Origin of the sequence: Delftia sp. Lp-1, from assembly GCF_020523835.1 — a bacterium.
In the GTDB taxonomy this organism is placed as follows: Bacteria; Pseudomonadota; Gammaproteobacteria; order Burkholderiales; family Burkholderiaceae_C; genus Comamonas; species Comamonas acidovorans.
Genome location: NZ_JAJALJ010000001.1, coordinates 1,226,851 through 1,241,973, shown reverse-complemented (window position 1 = coordinate 1,241,973; position 15,123 = coordinate 1,226,851). Strand labels below are relative to the sequence as shown.

The 15,123-nt window shown below is 68.2% G+C and carries 13 protein-coding genes; 5 read left to right on the top strand and 8 right to left on the bottom strand.

Annotated features, from left to right (window positions below; all coding sequences use genetic code 11):
* The first annotated feature begins 100 nt into the window (after window positions 1-100).
* Together LGR64_RS05420 and LGR64_RS05415 are read left to right on the top strand one after the other, a co-directional pair.
* The gene (locus LGR64_RS05420) at window positions 101-499 is read left to right on the top strand and encodes a DUF2069 domain-containing protein (RefSeq protein ID WP_016451330.1); all 399 of its coding nucleotides are present in this window, start codon (window positions 101-103) and stop codon (window positions 497-499) included.
* Window positions 500-542: 43 nt separating this feature from the next.
* Window positions 543-1,967, top strand: a complete 1,425-nt coding sequence (locus tag LGR64_RS05415) for an FAD-binding oxidoreductase (protein ID WP_141834483.1) — start codon at window positions 543-545, stop codon at window positions 1,965-1,967.
* Window positions 1,968-2,071: 104 nt separating this feature from the next.
* Here LGR64_RS05415 and LGR64_RS05410 read toward each other — a convergent pair whose 3' ends face one another.
* Entirely contained in the window at window positions 2,072-2,656 is a 585-nt protein-coding gene (locus LGR64_RS05410; RefSeq protein WP_141834480.1) for a hypothetical protein, read from the bottom strand.
* A 175-nt stretch (window positions 2,657-2,831) separates the two neighbouring features.
* Between LGR64_RS05410 and LGR64_RS05405 the strand changes: the two genes are divergently transcribed.
* The 3 genes from LGR64_RS05405 to LGR64_RS05395 all read left to right on the top strand — a co-directional run bounded on the left by LGR64_RS05405 (window position 2,832) and on the right by LGR64_RS05395 (window position 5,356).
* Window positions 2,832-3,656: a thymidylate synthase gene (locus LGR64_RS05405; protein ID WP_141834477.1), complete on the top strand. Its 825-nt coding sequence runs from the start codon at window positions 2,832-2,834 to the stop codon at window positions 3,654-3,656.
* Between the two features lie 21 nt (window positions 3,657-3,677).
* Window positions 3,678-4,178 carry a dihydrofolate reductase gene (locus tag LGR64_RS05400; protein WP_013801429.1) on the top strand — a complete coding sequence of 167 codons (501 nt, stop codon included), beginning with the start codon at window positions 3,678-3,680 and terminating at the stop codon, window positions 4,176-4,178.
* A gap of 95 nt (window positions 4,179-4,273) precedes the next feature.
* Complete coding sequence (locus tag LGR64_RS05395) at window positions 4,274-5,356, top strand: metallophosphoesterase (protein WP_013801428.1); 1,083 nt, start codon at window positions 4,274-4,276, stop codon at window positions 5,354-5,356.
* Between the two features lie 6 nt (window positions 5,357-5,362).
* On the opposite strand, the gene LGR64_RS05390 is transcribed toward LGR64_RS05395, so the two are convergent.
* From LGR64_RS05390 to hxpB, 7 genes are all read right to left on the bottom strand, one after another.
* A complete protein-coding gene (locus LGR64_RS05390) occupies window positions 5,363-7,852 on the bottom strand; it encodes a TonB-dependent siderophore receptor (protein WP_141834474.1) in 2,490 nt (829 codons plus the stop codon).
* Between the two features lie 133 nt (window positions 7,853-7,985).
* Window positions 7,986-8,993, bottom strand: a complete 1,008-nt coding sequence (locus LGR64_RS05385; protein ID WP_141834472.1) for a FecR domain-containing protein — start codon at window positions 8,991-8,993, stop codon at window positions 7,986-7,988.
* Between the two features lie 10 nt (window positions 8,994-9,003).
* Window positions 9,004-9,507 carry a sigma-70 family RNA polymerase sigma factor gene (locus LGR64_RS05380; protein WP_043819287.1) on the bottom strand — a complete coding sequence of 168 codons (504 nt, stop codon included), beginning with the start codon at window positions 9,505-9,507 and terminating at the stop codon, window positions 9,004-9,006.
* Between the two features lie 188 nt (window positions 9,508-9,695).
* Complete coding sequence (locus LGR64_RS05375) at window positions 9,696-12,323, bottom strand: TonB-dependent siderophore receptor (RefSeq protein WP_230355064.1); 2,628 nt, start codon at window positions 12,321-12,323, stop codon at window positions 9,696-9,698.
* A 271-nt stretch (window positions 12,324-12,594) separates the two neighbouring features.
* Window positions 12,595-13,629, bottom strand: coding sequence for a FecR family protein (locus LGR64_RS05370; RefSeq protein ID WP_192366369.1), 1,035 nt, complete (start codon window positions 13,627-13,629; stop codon window positions 12,595-12,597).
* The gene (locus LGR64_RS05365) at window positions 13,626-14,246 is read right to left on the bottom strand and encodes an RNA polymerase sigma factor (protein WP_230355063.1); all 621 of its coding nucleotides are present in this window, start codon (window positions 14,244-14,246) and stop codon (window positions 13,626-13,628) included. The genes LGR64_RS05370 and LGR64_RS05365 overlap by 4 nt, the downstream gene beginning before the upstream one ends.
* Before the next feature lie 162 nt (window positions 14,247-14,408).
* Entirely contained in the window at window positions 14,409-15,104 is a 696-nt protein-coding gene (hxpB, locus tag LGR64_RS05360; protein WP_230355062.1) for a hexitol phosphatase HxpB, read from the bottom strand.
* Between the last annotated feature and the right edge of the window lie 19 nt (window positions 15,105-15,123).

Here is a 15,123-nt window from a genome sequence, read left to right as displayed (position 1 = left end):
TCTCCGCTGCAACGCGCGTGCCTGAAACGGGAACGCGCGTGACCATCCAAGCAATCACATGTTCAAAGGACAAGACCATGGCCGATATGATGCCACCCCGATGACTGATTCCATTTCTCGCCCCGGCGCCGATGTCGCCGCCACCCGCTGGCTGGCGGTCTCCAGCCTCATGGGCCTGATCGTGCTGAGCCTGGCCTGGGAACTGTGGCTGGCGCCCATGCGGCCAGGGGGCTCCTGGCTGGTGCTCAAGGCCCTGCCGCTGGCGATTCCGCTGATCGGCCTGCTCAAGCACCGCATGTATACCTACCGCTGGGTCAGCCTGCTGGTGTGGATCTATTTCACCGAGGGCGTGGTGCGCGCCTGGAGCGACCCGGCGCCCGGCCGCTGGCTGGCGCTGCTCGAAGTTTTCCTGTGCCTGATGCTGTTCACCGCCTGCGCCCTGCATGTGCGCTGGCGCCAGCGCAGCGCGCGCCGCGCGGCCCAGGCGGCCGGCGGCTGAGTCCCCGTTTTCATGCCTTCACGTCTTTGAAAGAAGTTGCAACATGACTGCACTGCTTGAACGCCTGCGCCAGATCGTCGGCGAAGCCCATGTCCTCACCGAGGGCGACCTCGTCGCCTATGAACAGGACTGGCGCCGCCGCGTGCGCGGCAAGTCCCTGGCCGTGGTGCGCCCGGCCAGCACGGCCGAGGTGGCCGCCGTGGTGCGCGAATGCGCGGCCGCAGGCACCAGCATCATTCCCCAGGGCGGCAACACCGGCCTGTCGGTCGGATCCACGCCGGACGACAGCGGCACGCAGGTCGTTCTCAGCCTCACGCGCCTGAATGCCGTGCGCCACATCGACCGAGACAACCTGAGCTTCACCGTCGAGGCCGGCTGCATCCTGCAAAGCCTGCAGGAGCTTGCCGAGAAAGAGGGCCTGCTGTTCCCGCTGTCGCTGGCCGCCGAAGGCAGCTGCACCATTGGCGGCAACCTGGGCACGAACGCGGGCGGCACCCAGGTGGTGCGCTACGGCAACACGCGCGAGCTGTGCCTGGGCCTGGAAGTGGTCACGCCGCAGGGCGAGGTCTGGGACGGCCTCAAGGGCCTGCGCAAGGACAACACCGGCTACGACCTGCGCGACCTGTTCATCGGCAGCGAAGGCACGCTGGGCATCATCACCGCCGCCACCATGAAGCTGTTCCCCCAGCCTGCGGCCCAGCTCACGGCCTTTGCAGCGGTGCCCTCCATGGAAGCGGCCGTGCGCCTGCTGGGCATGGCGCACAAGCACCTGGGCGCAGGCCTGACGGGCTTCGAGGTCATGGGCCAGTTCGCGCTGTCCCTGGTGATCAAGCACATGCCCCAGCTGCGCGTGCCCTTTGCGGGCCTGGACGGCGCGCCACCCTATTACGTGCTGGTCGAGAACTCGGACAGCGAGTCCGAGCAGCATGCGCGCGAGCGTTTCGAGGCGCTGCTGGAGCTGGCCTTCGAGGACGGCTGCGTGCTCGACGCCGTGGTGGCCGAAAGCCTGTCGCAGGCCCATGAGCTGTGGCACATCCGCGAAAGCATTCCGCTGGCCCAGGCCGAGGAAGGCCTGAACATCAAGCACGACATCTCCATTGCGGCATCGCGCATTCCCGCCTTCGTCGAGCACACCGATGCCGTGCTGCAGCGCGAGATCCCGGGTGTGCGACTGGTCAACTTCGGCCACCTGGGCGACGGCAACCTGCACTACAACGTGCAGGCGCCCGTGGGCGGCGACGCCAAGGCCTTCCTCAATGAGCGCGAGCACCTGGTCAACCACCTGGTCTACGAGGCCGTGGCCGAATTCGGCGGCTCGTTCTCTGCCGAGCACGGCGTGGGCGCGCTCAAGGTGGACAAGCTGCAGAAGTACCAGTCACCCGTGGCGCTGGGCATGATGCGCGCCATCAAGCAGGCATTGGATCCTCAAGGCCTGATGAATCCCGGCTGCATCCTGGCGCGCGCCTGATCGGGCAGCGCCGGCTTTTCAGGAACGGGCAGTGCTGCAGCGCGGCGCTGCCCGTTCTTGCATCCAAACGCGGTCAGGTGCGGCCAAACTCGGCCAGGTGCAGATCAGGAAGCGGGCTTGTTGCTCTCGACCACGGCAAAGGACTTCTGCACCTGGCTGGGCCAGGCGATGTCGGCACCGGCCGCGTCGGAGAAGTCGGTCTGCTTGCCATCGGTCAGCAGCCACACGCGCAGTGCGTTGCGCGCGGGATCGATCACGATGGCGCCCATCTCCTCGCCGCCCTGGTGGGGGCGCAGGCCGACGATGCTCCACACATCGCCTTCCTTGGTCAGCGGGCCCACGGTGCGCATATTGCTCAGCAGGGTCGGGTAGCTGGTGCCCAGCAGCGCCTTGAGCCGCTCGGCCAGCACGCCTTGCTCCAGGTAATTGGTGCCGTCATAGGGGTACTTGCCCAGGTACTCGGCCAGGCTGTCCAGGCCGGGCTCGCCAGCCTTGGCCGTGGACGGCAGGCGCGTGCGCTCGGGAAAGTTCAGCGTCAATGCGGGCGCGGGCGCGGCCACATCGAGTGCCACGGACTGCACGGCCTTCGGAGTGGGAACGGCGGGAGAGCGCGGATCACAGGCTGTCAGCGCCAGCATGGCGGCACCCAGTGCGATTCCGGCCTGCCAGGGGGAGAGCATGGAAGACATGCGCAAGCTCCTTGTCAAAGCGGATGCGAAAAAACCATGGCGCCGGTATGAAAGCCCAGGCAAGACACCGGCGCCCGTCGGCAGTCATTTTCGCACCCGGGGTTGCAAACCTTGTTTCGAGGGGCATGGATACCGTCGGACAAGGCGCCGTATTCATCAAGGGATAATCCCCGTCATGAACATGACTGCCGCGCCCCGCCCTGCCCGCTCACAGTACGAAGATTTCATGCGCCATGTCTACGAACATGGCGTGTCCAAGACCGACCGTACCGGAACGGGTACGCGCAGCGTGTTCGGGCACCAGATGCGCTTCGATCTGTCCGAAGGCTTTCCGCTGGTCACCACCAAGAAGGTGCACCTCAAATCCATCATCCTGGAACTGCTGTGGTTCCTGCGCGGCGACAGCAACGTGCGCTGGCTGCAGGAGCGCGGCTGCACCATCTGGAACGAATGGGCACGCGAGGACGGCGACCTGGGCCCGGTGTACGGCGTGCAATGGCGCAACTGGCCCACGCCGGACGGCGGCCACATCGACCAGATCGCCGAAGTGGTCAAGCAGCTCAAGAGCAACCCGGACAGCCGCCGCATCATCGTCAGCGCCTGGAACGTGGCCGACCTGCCGCAGATGGCGCTCATGCCCTGCCACGCCTTCTTCCAGTTCTATGTGGCCGACGGCAAGCTCAGTTGCCAGCTGTACCAGCGCAGCGCGGACATCTTCCTGGGTGTTCCCTTCAACATCGCCAGCTACGCATTGCTGACCCACATGCTGGCCCAGCAATGCGACCTGCAGGTGGGCGACTTCGTCTGGACCGGCGGCGACTGCCATATCTACAACAACCACTTCACCCAGGTCGAGACCCAGCTGGCCCGCCAGCCCTTCGCCTACCCGACGCTGCAGATCAAGCGCCGGCCCGACTCCATCTTCGGCTACGAGTACGAGGACTTCGAGGTCGTCGGCTACCAGCACCACGAGCCCATCAAGGCCCCCGTGGCCGTCTGAGGCTGCAGAAAGACCCGCCCGATGGCCATCCATCTCATCTACGCACGCGCCGCCAACGGCGTCATCGGCAAGGACAATGCCATGCCCTGGCACCTGCCCGAGGACCTGGCGCACTTCAAGCAATTGACCCAGGGCTCGGCCGTGGTCATGGGCCGCAAGACCTGGGACTCGCTGCCGGCCCGCTTCAGGCCGCTGCCCGGGCGCACCAACATCGTGGTCACGCGACAGGCGGACTGGGCGCCCGAGCCGGCCGCCCCCGGCGTGCTGCATGCCACCAGCCTGGAGCAGGCCATGGAACTGGGCCGCCAGGCATCGGCCGACGTCTGGGTCATGGGCGGTGCCCAGATCTACGCCCAGGCCCTGCCGCTGGCCGACAGCATCGAGGTGACCGAGATAGAGCGCGACTACGAAGGCGATGCCTTCGCCCCCACGCTCGGCCCCGAGTGGCAGGAAGCGTCACGCAGCCGCCATGTGGCCGCCAACGGGCTGCCCTACAGCTTTGTGCGCCTGCAACGACGCTGACATACCCCTGTCGCACACGGGGCTGGCGGGCGCGGCGGGTCTGTGCAAATAATGTCGTTTTTCCACGCCTTCGCCGTCTTTCGCGCCTCTTCTCCATGAGCCTCGTCCAGCCCTTGCCCCCCGGTCCGCTCGACATCGTCGGCGACATCCATGGAGAGTCCGAGGCGCTGGACCAGCTGCTGGGGCACCTGGGCTACGACGCGCTGGGCCGCCATCCCCAGGGTCGGCGCCTGGTCTTCGTCGGCGACTTCTGCGACCGGGGGCCCGACAGCCCGGGCGTGCTCGCCCGCGTCGTGCCCATGCTGGAGTCGGGCCATGCGCTGGCCGTGCTCGGCAACCATGAAATCAACCTGCTGCGCGAGGATGCCAAGGACGGCTCCGGCTGGTTCTTCGACAGCCGCGTGGCCTCCGATACGCCCAAGTACGCGCCGTTCGCGCGCATGCCGCTGTGCGATATCCCTGACACCCTGGCCCTGCTGGAACGCCTGCCCATTGCCATGGAGCGCGAGGACCTGCGCGTGGTCCATGCGGCCTGGCGCCCGCAGCAGATCGCCATGGCGCGCGAGCTGCCGCTGGGCAGCGCACGCAGCGCCTACGACCACTACGAGGCCCTGGCCGCCCAGCAGGCCCAGGTCAACAAGGTGGCCGAGCGCATGCGTGCCGAACGCCAGCAATGGCCGCATGACCTGGAAGACCGCAACTGGCTGCCGCCCTTCCTGCCCGCGCACAGCGAGAGCGAACTGGCCAAGGCCATGGTCAATCCGCTGAAGGTGCTGACCTCGGGCGTGGAGCGCGAATGCCGCAATCCCTTCTACGCGGGCGGCAAGTGGCGCTTCGTCGAGCGCGTGGCCTGGTGGAACGAATATGAGGATGCCCAGGCCGTGGTCGTGGGCCACTACTGGCGGCGCCTGAACCGGGGCGGCCCGTCCTTCCACGGCGCCCAGGCCGAGAACCTGTTCGGCCAGACCGGTCCGCTGTCCTGGCACGGCCGGCGCGGCAATGTGTTCTGCGTGGACTACTCGGTCGGCGGCCGCTGGAATGCCCGCCTGGCCGGCGAAGACCCGCAGCAGCGCTTCAAGCTTGCCGCCATGCGCTGGCCCGAGCGCCGCCTGGTGTTCGACGACGGCGCCCAGGCGGACAGCGAGGAGTTTGGCGTTGCGGCGGCCGCTGCCGCATAACACGCGCTAGATCCGCGGCGCGTAGCGCAGCGTCAGCAACAGCGACCTGGGCGCACCGTAGTAGTTGTTGCCCGACACCGTGTTGTAAGAAGGCACGTAGTAGCGCTTGTCCAGCAGGTTGCTGACGTTGAGCGCCACGCTCAGCTCGGGCGAGACCTGGTAGGCCACGCGTGCATTCCACAGCGCAAAGCCTGCCAGGCGGAAGGCTCGGTCGGAGCTGAGGGTGTCGGTCTGCGCATTCACGCCCGTGCCCACCGTCCAGCGACCCAGCTCGCCCGGCAGGCGGTAGCTGCCCCACAGGCGCAGCATGTGCCGGGGCGTCCAGGTGTTGAAGATCTGGCCCTGGTAGTCGGGGTCGGACAGGTAGCGCGTGGTGTTGTAGGTGTAGCCGGCCGCCAGTTCCAGGCCTGTGGCGACCTTGCCGGAGATCTCGGCCTCCAGACCCTGGCTGCGCACCTTGCCGGAGGAGCGCGAGCAGTACCAGTCATCACATGCAAAGCCGCTGTCGTAATCATTGACGGCGCGGTTTTTGTGCTCGTAGCGGAACACGGCCAATGCCATGTTCAGGCGGCCGTCGGCCATCTCGCCCTTGATGCCGGCCTCGTAGTTGCGACCCTGCACCGGCTTGATGAGGTCGCCCTGCACGGTGCGCGCGGTCTGCGGCTCGAAGACGGTGGAGTAGCTGCTGTACAGCGACCAGTTGTCGTTGAGCGCATAGACGGCACCCGCGTAGGGGATGAAACGCCCCGTGGTCTTGCTGGTGGAAGAATCGCCCGATTGCGCGCGGTAGGCGAAGTCATACCAGCCCAGGCGCCCCCCGGCGATCAGCGTGAGCGCCTGCGTGGGCCTGACACGCCAGGTGCCGTACAGGCCCTTTTGCGTGATGTCGTAATTGCTGCGCACATCCGCGCCACGCGCGGCGATGCTTTCCATGTCCTGCCAGGGGCGGTTGTGGTCTATATCGAAGATGTTGCCGCCCGCGGTCCAGGCGCGCACGAAGCGGTCGCTGGTGGTGTAGCCAGCGTAGTTGGCGCCCAGCAGCACTTCCTGCTCCATGCCCAGCGCCTTGAAGCGGCCCGACAGCGACATGTCCAGGCCGCGCTGCTGGTTGTTGAAGTCCACGCCGAAATCGCCGTAGCTCATGCCACTGCCATCGGGCTTGATGGGGCCCACGGCGCGCTGGTGCACGTTGGTGTTCTTCTCGTTCATGGCCATGCCCACCATCTTGAAGCGCCAGTCCGCATTGAAGCGGTGTTCCAGGTCGGCGAACAGCATGTTCTGGTCATTGCCTGCGCGGTTCCACATGGCGCCTGTGTAGGTGGAGCGCGGCAGGCCGATGTCGCTGCCGTCGGCAAAGCGCGGCAGGCCCACGATCATGGGGCGCGAGCGGCTGTGGCGCTGTCCCACGGCCAGGCCCACCGTGGTGCTGGCGCTGATGTCGTAGTCCAGCGCCGCGTAGATGTTGCGCACGCGGTCGCGCGTGTATTCGGTGAACCCGTGGCTGTAGTCTCCGTCCAGCACCACGCGGCCGCGCAGCGTGCCTTCCGCATTGAGCGGCGTGCTGGCATCCATCTGCAGGCCGTAGTGGTCATGGGAGCCGAGCTTGCCCGTGAAGACCACGGAGCGCTCGCGGCCCGGGCGCTTGCGCACCAGGTTGATCGCGCCGCCGGGGCTGCCCGCACCCTGCAGCAGGCCGGCCGCGCCGCGCAGGATCTCCACGCGGTCATAGAACACCAGCGACTCCTGCTCCCAGTTGCCCAGGCTGTAGGTATTGCGCGTGAACGGCAGGCCGTCGTACTGCAGCGAGTCCACGGCGAAGCCGCGCGAATTGATGGCCAGGCCCGCGCCCACGCCCTGCACGGCCACCATGCCGGTGGCGTTGTGGATGGCGTCGGGCAGGTTGGTCATGCCCTGGTCGTCCATGCGCTGGCGCGTGAGCACGCTGACCGATTGCGGAATGTCCTTGAGCGCCTGCGCGGTCTTGCCCAGCGTGACCGTGCCGCTGGTGTAGGAGTCCGAGCCTTCGGTGACGCCGTCACGGATGCGCGTGTCGGTCACCATGACGGCCGGCAGGCCCGCCTCTGCCCCAGCGGCAGCCTGGCCGCGCGATGTGCGCACCTCGGGCAAGGGGCGCAGCGCATAGCCGCCATTGGGCTGCGCATGGGCGGCCAGCCCCGTGCCGGCCAGCAGCGCATCCAGGGCCGCAGGCGCTGCATGGTTTCCACTCAGGCCCGCGCTGCGCCTGCCCGCGATGTCGACCGCCGTGTACGACAGCATGACGCGGCTTTCCTGGGCGAAGCGGGCCAGCGCGCCTTCCAGCGGGCCTGCCGGTATGGCGTAGCTGCGCACTTCGGAGGGTGACTGGGCCTGGGCCTGCGCGGTTTGCGGCGCAAGGGCTGCGCTGACGGCGCACAGCGCCAGCGTGGTGCTGGCAGCCAGTGCCAGCGCATGGCGCCGGAAGGCCGGTGCCGCAGTGTGAGCAAGTCGTTGGACCATGAAATATCTCTTCCCTGAAAAGTGGCTTCTTCAGGACTTGCCACGCGAGAAAAGAAAACACCTCATGCCAACGGGTCCAGGCATCGATCAAATTGCAACAATTCGCAACGACAACCATCCAACCTGTCTTGGCTCATGTCCGGTTCTGCCGGGCGCGCACGGTCAGCCAGTAGCGGCCAAAGCCGGTGAGCTCAATGGGCTGGGTGCGCACCAGCATGTCGAGCACGCGGTCGGTATCGTCCAGCGGATACATGCCCGAGACGCGCAGCGAGGCGAGCGCGGGATCGCAGGCCAGGCGGCCCCTGCGGTGGCGCGCCAGCTCGGCAATGAAGTCGGTCAGCGGCATGTCCCGCGCGGCCAGCAGGCCCGTGCTCCAGGCGGCGGCCAGTTCGTCGGCGGGCTGGGGCGCGTCCACGGCAAGGCGGTCAAAGCCGGCCTGCTCGCCCGCGGCCAGAATGCGCACGGCCTGCGGGGCGTCTGCCGGCCGCACCTCGACCGCCCCCTCAAAGACGGCCACATGGCTGGCGCCATCGCGCTGGCGCACCGCAAAGCGCGTGCCCAGCGCACGCAGCCGCCCTTGCGCGGTTTCAACCAGAAAAGGGCGGGCATGCGGGTCGCTGGCCGTGGTGACCAGCACCTCGCCGCCCTGCAGCCGCAGCAGGCGCTGGCTGGCGTCAAAGCGCACGTCGATGGCGCTGGCCGTGTTGAGGTGGATGCGCGTGCCATCGGCCAGGGTCAGTGCCTGGCGCTCGCCGGTGGCCGTGCGGTGGTCGGCCGACCATTCGCGCCAATCGCCGCGTTGTATCCACCAGGCGCTGCTGCCCGTGAACGCAGCCAGGGCCAGCAGCCTCATGGCCTGGCGCCGACCACGCGCACGGCTGTGGCGCGGCTGCAGCGCCCCATGCGCCAGCGGTGCGGGCAGATCGCGCAGGTGCAGGCCGCAGGCCTCGATGTGCCGCCAGGCGCGCTCATGGTCGGGATGATCGGCACGCCAGCGCCGCCACGAGGCCTGCGTGTCCTCGCCGGCATCGCAGGCCTGCAGGGCCACCAGCCATTGAACGGCCTGCAGGCTCACGGCTTCTGAAACGGGTGGGCCTTCAAAAACGGGCAGGCCGGTGGATGCGTGGCGGAATTCGGTCATGGGCTGGCGCTCAGCCGCCGAAGAAGCAGCAGTGCGCCGCCTTGGCGATATGGCGCTGCACGGTGGCCAGCGACAGCTGCAGCTCGGCCGCGATGTCGGCCTGCTTCATGCCGTCGAGCTGCGACAGCAGGAAGGCACGGCGCACGGGGGGTGCCAGCGTGTCCAGGCGGCGGTCCAGCTCGACCAGGGTTTCCAGCAGGATGGCGCGCGTCTCGGGGCCCGGCACCTGCGGCTCGGGCAAATGCGCCAGCGTGGCCAGGTACGCCTCTTCGATCTGCCTGCGCCGCATGAAATTGGCCACCACGCCCTGCGCCACCGTGGTCAGAAAGGCACGCGGCTCGCGTGCGGCAATGGGCTCGCTGCGCGTGAGCAGGCGCATGAAAGTGTCCTGCGCCAGATCGGCCGCCTCCGTGGAATTGCCCAATCGCCGCCGCAGCCAGCCCTGGAGCCAGCCATGGTGGACGCGGTACAGCGTATCGACCTCTTGGTGCAAAGCGGCGGGGGCGGCGGGCAAGACAGGCTCCTGGTGCGGCAGCACGTGCAGGCGTGCGCCACATGAATGAGAAAGATTCTCATTCTATAAGGATTAGGCCTTGATGCCCTCCCCTTCGCAAACCGGCGCGCTCCAGAACCAGAGACACCGAGGAAGAGCCGCCTCACACCGAGGGTGTCGTCCCCGGCGCGCAGCGTCTCAGGGGGTCTTCAAAAGCTACCGCGCAGCGTCAGCATCACATTGCGTGGCTCGCCATACCAGTTGTTGCCACCGCTGGTGCCCACCGTGCGGTAGTAGACCTTGTCGAACAGGTTGTTCAGGTTGAGCACGGCCTGCCAGTTGCGGTTGATGCGGTACTGCACGCTGGCACTCCACACGGCATAGCCGCCCTGGCTGAACTTGAAGGGCACGGCCGCGCCATCGAACTTGCCCGTGTCAGGATTGAAGGCATTGGCCGAGCCGCTCACGAAATGCGCGCTCTGGATATTGGCCCCGCCGCCAATCGTCCATTGCGACAGCTCGCCCGGCAGGCGGTAGGTGCTCCACAGCTTGAACAGATGCTTGGGCGTGACGGAGTGGTAGATGCCTTCGATGCCCGGCGTCTTGTTGTGGTTGCGGTTGAAGGTGTAGCCGGCAAACAGCTGCCAGCCGCGCGCCAGCTCGCCCGAGATCTCGCCTTCCACGCCCTGGCTGACCACCTTGCCCTTGCTCAGCCAGCAGCAGTTCAGGCCCGCGTCGCCGATGTCGGTGTTGGGGTAGGAGGGATCGGCCACGGCCTCGCCATTGCGCTCTATGCGGTACAGGGCCATGGAGGCCATCAGCCGGCCTTCGTTGAACTCGCCCTTGGCGCCCAGCTCGAAATTGCGGCCCTTGATGGGGTCCAGCGGCGTGCCGGGCAAGGGCCCGCCCAGATTGCTGGCCTGGGACTTGTGGATCTCGGCGACGCTGCCGTAGGCAGTCCAGCGGTCGTCGATGTCGTAGACCAGGCCACCGTAGGGCGTGAAGATGCCGCTCTCGCCATAGGACGACACGATGCGGCTGGTGAGATTGCCGGCCCGGTCGAAGCGCAGCCAGGGCGTCTGCGTGTCGTAGCTGGCGCGGCGCGCGCCGACGATGGCGGTCAGGCGGTCCGTCAGGCTCAGGTTGAGCCGGCCGTACAGGCCTTTCTGCGTGGCGCCATAGCCCGCGAAGCTGCGCGTCTTCCAGACGAAGCTGGGCAGGGGAATGGCGCCCGGGTCGAAGCCGAACACGTTGATGCCCCCCGGCATGTCCACCTCGGACAGAAAGGTGTCCTGCGTGTCACGGATCTTGGCCCAGTCCGCGCCCAGCAGCAGCCGGTGCCTGCGCCCCAGCAGGGAGAACGTTCCGCTGACGTTGGCATCCAGCGCCTTCTTGGTGGAATAGAAGTCGTTGGAGAAGCCGTTGAGCGTGGCTCCCAGGCCCGTCGTCGGATCGACCGCGCCGGTGACGTCGGCCAACCGGCTGTCGCTGTCCACCTTGACATAGTTGGCATGGGCGCGGACGCGCCAGTCGCCCTCCAGCTTCTGTTCCAGCTGGGCGAACAGCTCCTTGTTGGTCCTGTCGTAATGGCCCCAGCCCGCCATGAGTGCCGTATGGCGCGGCAGGTGCAGATCGTCGCCATTGGCCGCGCGCGGCAGGCCACCGCGCCAAGGCAGGCTGGCCGACTTGTCGTAGCTGCCGCCCAGGGTCAGCTTGGTCGCAGGCGTGAGATCGGCTTCCACGATGCCGTAGAGCAAGGTGTTGCGCGCATCGGCGTAGTCATAGAAGAACTCGCGGTCGCTGTGCGCCAGCACGGCGCGGCCGCGCACCCGGCCATCGGCAGCCAGGGGGCCCGCCACATCAAGTTCTGCACGGCGCTGGTTCCAGCTCCCCACCGAGGCCGAGGCCAGCACCTGGGGCTGCATCGTGGGGCGCTTTCTCACCAGGTTGATGGAGCCGCCGGGCTCGCCATTGCCGCTGTACAGGCCGTCCGCGCCGCGGATCACCTGCACGCTGTCGTACATGGCCATGTTGGGGTCGAAGGTGCCCTGGCTGAAGGCATCCACCGCCGCTCCGTCGATCTGGACATTGCTGATCTGGAAGCCCCGCGCGTAGAAGCTGTTGGCCGTGCCGCCCAGGCCACCCGAGCCCGCGTAGTCCACCGTCACGCCCGTGGTCTGCTGCATCACGTCGCCCACGGAGACCAGGCCCTGGTCCTCGATGCGCTGGCGCGTGACCACGGAGATGGACTGCGGCGTCTCGCGCACGCTTTGCCCCTTGCCCAGCGACACGCGCGAGGCCGCATAGGAGCCCGAACCCTCCGTGGTATCGCCAGCGTGTGCCTGGGCCGTGACCAGCACCGTGACCAGCACCGTGCCCAGCGCAGCATCGGCTGCCGGCGACGGCTCCCTGGCGGGTGCCTTCAGCGTGTAGGCGCCCGGCACGGCGTCGATCACGGTCACGCCAGTGCCGGCCAGCAGCCGGTCCAGCGCCTGGCGCGGCGTGAAGCGGCCCTGCAAGGCCGGTGAAGTGCGGCCTGCAACGATCTGCGGATCGAACAGCACCTGGTGCTGGGCCTGCTGCGTGAACTGGCGCAGCGCGCCGGCCAGCGGCTGGGGCGCGATGCTGAAGGCCAGCTCCCCTGCCTGGCCCGCCTGCCCCGCCTGCACGGACGATGGCTGCTGCGCCTGCACCGCCGGCTGCGCCAGCGCGACCAGGGCTGCGGCCACCAGCGACGGCATCCTTGCCCGCCGCCATGGCCTGCCCCTGTGCTGAAACTCTCCTCCCCAAATGCCCGCGCCCATGGCGGCGCTGCCGTGTTCTTTTCCTGCTTGCATCCCTGCTCCTGCTGCACTGTGTCCATTGCCCGCTGTCGCGGTGTGCGCGGTGGGTGGCAGGCAGACAGTTGAGCGTTCCACCCGCCACGCGCGTGCGCGGCCGTCGCGGTTGTTGGCTGAGCTGTGCACTGGGCAGCGGCCTGGCTGGCAACCATGGAGGCGCGAGAAACCCGGCCTCCATGAAGGTAAAACCCGCTACCGCGCCAAAGTGGGAACGTGGCCGAACCGAGAAAGCGAGTTGTTTACATTAATTTACAAACAGACAAGACACTCAATGCGCCGAGATTCGCCAGCCGCCTTGCGCTTCGGCCTGCACACGCACCGGCAACAAGTGCGGCAGCGAGCGCAGAAACACCTCGGGCTTGCCGGTCAGCGCCACGCCGGACACGGACAGCGCGGCCAGCCGCGCATCGCCATCCACCCGTACGGGCTGGCCCAGATAGCGCGACAGATCGGCGGCGACCTCGGCCAGCGTTGCCTGCTGGAACACCATCTGGCCGCTGCGCCAGTCGCCCACCGTGTCCGCGCCGGCCGCCAGCGGATGCTGCGTGCCGTCGCGGGCATCGACGGACATGCCGGCACCCGCGCCCAGCAGCAGGCGCCTGCCGTCCGCAGCATGGCGGTCGGGACGCAGTTCCACCTTGCCCTCCAGCACCTTCACCACCAGCGCGGGCGGCCCGGCGCGCACATTGAAGGCCGTGCCCACCACCCGGACCTGGCTGGCGCCGCTGTCCACGGTGAAGGGCCGCGAGCGGTCGGCAGCGACCTGGAAGAAGGCCTCGCCCTGGTCCAGCACCGTTTCGCGGCGGCGCGGGTAGTAGCGCACCTGCAGCCTGGAGGAAAAATTCAGCGTGACCCGCGTGCCATCGGGCAGTTCGGCCTCGCGCACCTCGCCGGGGCCGGTGGCCATCTCGATCACATGGCTTGCGTGGTTGTCCCAGGCATACCAGCCCCCGCCCACGGCCAGCGTCGTGACCAGAGCCACCGACAGCAACGCAGGCATCAGGCCGCGGCGTGTGCGCTGACGTGCCGGCGCGGGCAAGTGGGCCTGTGTCTGCGCACGCGGCCCGCTCGCCCTGGCTTGCGGTGCAGCAGCCGCGTCGCAGGCCAGCGCCGGCCTGGGCAACTGCTGCAGGTCCAGCACCGTGCGCCCCAGGCTCTCGAAGATGCTGCGGTGCTGCGGGTCGGCGGCCAGCCAGGCGTCGAGTTCGCGCTCGTCGGCGCCGGTCCAGTCGGCTTCGCGGCGGCGGGCGAAGTAGTCGGCGGCGCGGGCGTGCAATTGCAGGCGTTGCGGGGTCAGCGTCATTCCCGGCCCTCCCCGTCCGTCGCGGCCTGCGCCAGCAGGCTCTGCATCAGGCGCATTTCTTCGGCGCTGCCGTACTGCACGCGCAGTTCGCAATAGGCCATGGCCAGCGTCACATGGTTGTGCACCATGCGGCGCGAGATGCCCATGCGCTGCGCCACCTCGGTCTGCGTGAGACCGTCGATGCTGTGCAGAACGAAGGCCTCTCGGCGGCGCTCGGGCAGCTCGGCCATGGCTTGCTCCAGCCGGCCCAGGCGCTCGCGGTGGTGCGCCGCCTGCAGGGGGTCCGAGCCTTCGCCGGCCGGCAGTTGCTGCGCCAGCTCCATGTGTTCATCCAGCGAGACCGATTCGCGCCCCGGCGCGCCCGCCGAGCGGCGCCAGGCATCGTGCGAGACATGGCGGGCGATCACGCGCAGATAGGGTTCCTGCTCCTCGGGCGGCAGGGCCTTGCCCGAGGCCGCATAGCGCACGAAGACCTCCTGCACCGCATCCTCGGCATCCTCGCGGTTGCGCATCTGCCGGCCCAGCAGGCGGCGCAGAGGCTGGTGCCAGCGCGCATACACGCGAGCCAGCAGGGAGGGGGCGGCATCATCGTCCGCGCCAGGCACGCGCGCGCTCACGGGCAGCCTCCCGGCACGGCGGTCTGGACGCGGGCAGGCACGCCAGCATGGGAAACGGACAGGACGAAGAAGAACGGCACGGGCGGCGATTGTACTGAGAATGGTTCTCATCAACGCCTTTGCGACCGGCACGCGCCATGCGATGCGGGTGCTGCGGATGCCTTACCGACCCGCTGCCCCATGCAGCGCCACCAGCGTGGGCACCACCCAGTGCGGCGCAGGCTGCGCCCCGTCGAAGCACTGGTCCTCGGACGGCACGGCGATGACGGTCATGCCGGCCTGCCGCGCCGCATGCGTCCCCGAGACGGAGTCCTCGAACACCAGGCAGCGCCCGGCCGGCACGCCCAGGCGTTGCGCCGCGAAGTGGTAGATGTCGGGTGCGGGCTTGCCGCGCACCACCTGCTCGGCCGAGACGATGGCGTCGAACGCCGGCCGCAGGCCCAGCGCATCCAGGGTGTGGTGGCACAAAGACAAAGGAGAGTTCGAGGCCAGCGCCACGCGCCAGCCCAGGGCGCGGCAGGCGCTCAGTGTTTCGCGCACGCCGGGCAGGGCCTGTCCATGCGCGCTGACCAGGGCCGCCACGCGCGCGACCACGCGGCTCTCCAGCTCGCGCTGGCTGGGCCCCTGCCAGGGCCGGTGGGCGTACCAGTGCGCGGCAACCTGCGCCGTGGTCATGGGCGCCGTCACGCGGGACATCTCGGCCGTGATGTCGATGCCGACCTCGGCAAAGGACTCGCGTTCGGCACGCTTCCAGAAGGGCTCGGAGTCTATGAGCAGGCCGTCCATGTCGAAGATGGCGGCGCCGAATCCGGCCTGGCCAAGGCCTGCGAACGAGGGAGCGGCTTCAGGGATTTGCATGGCGCGCATGCTAGCGCAG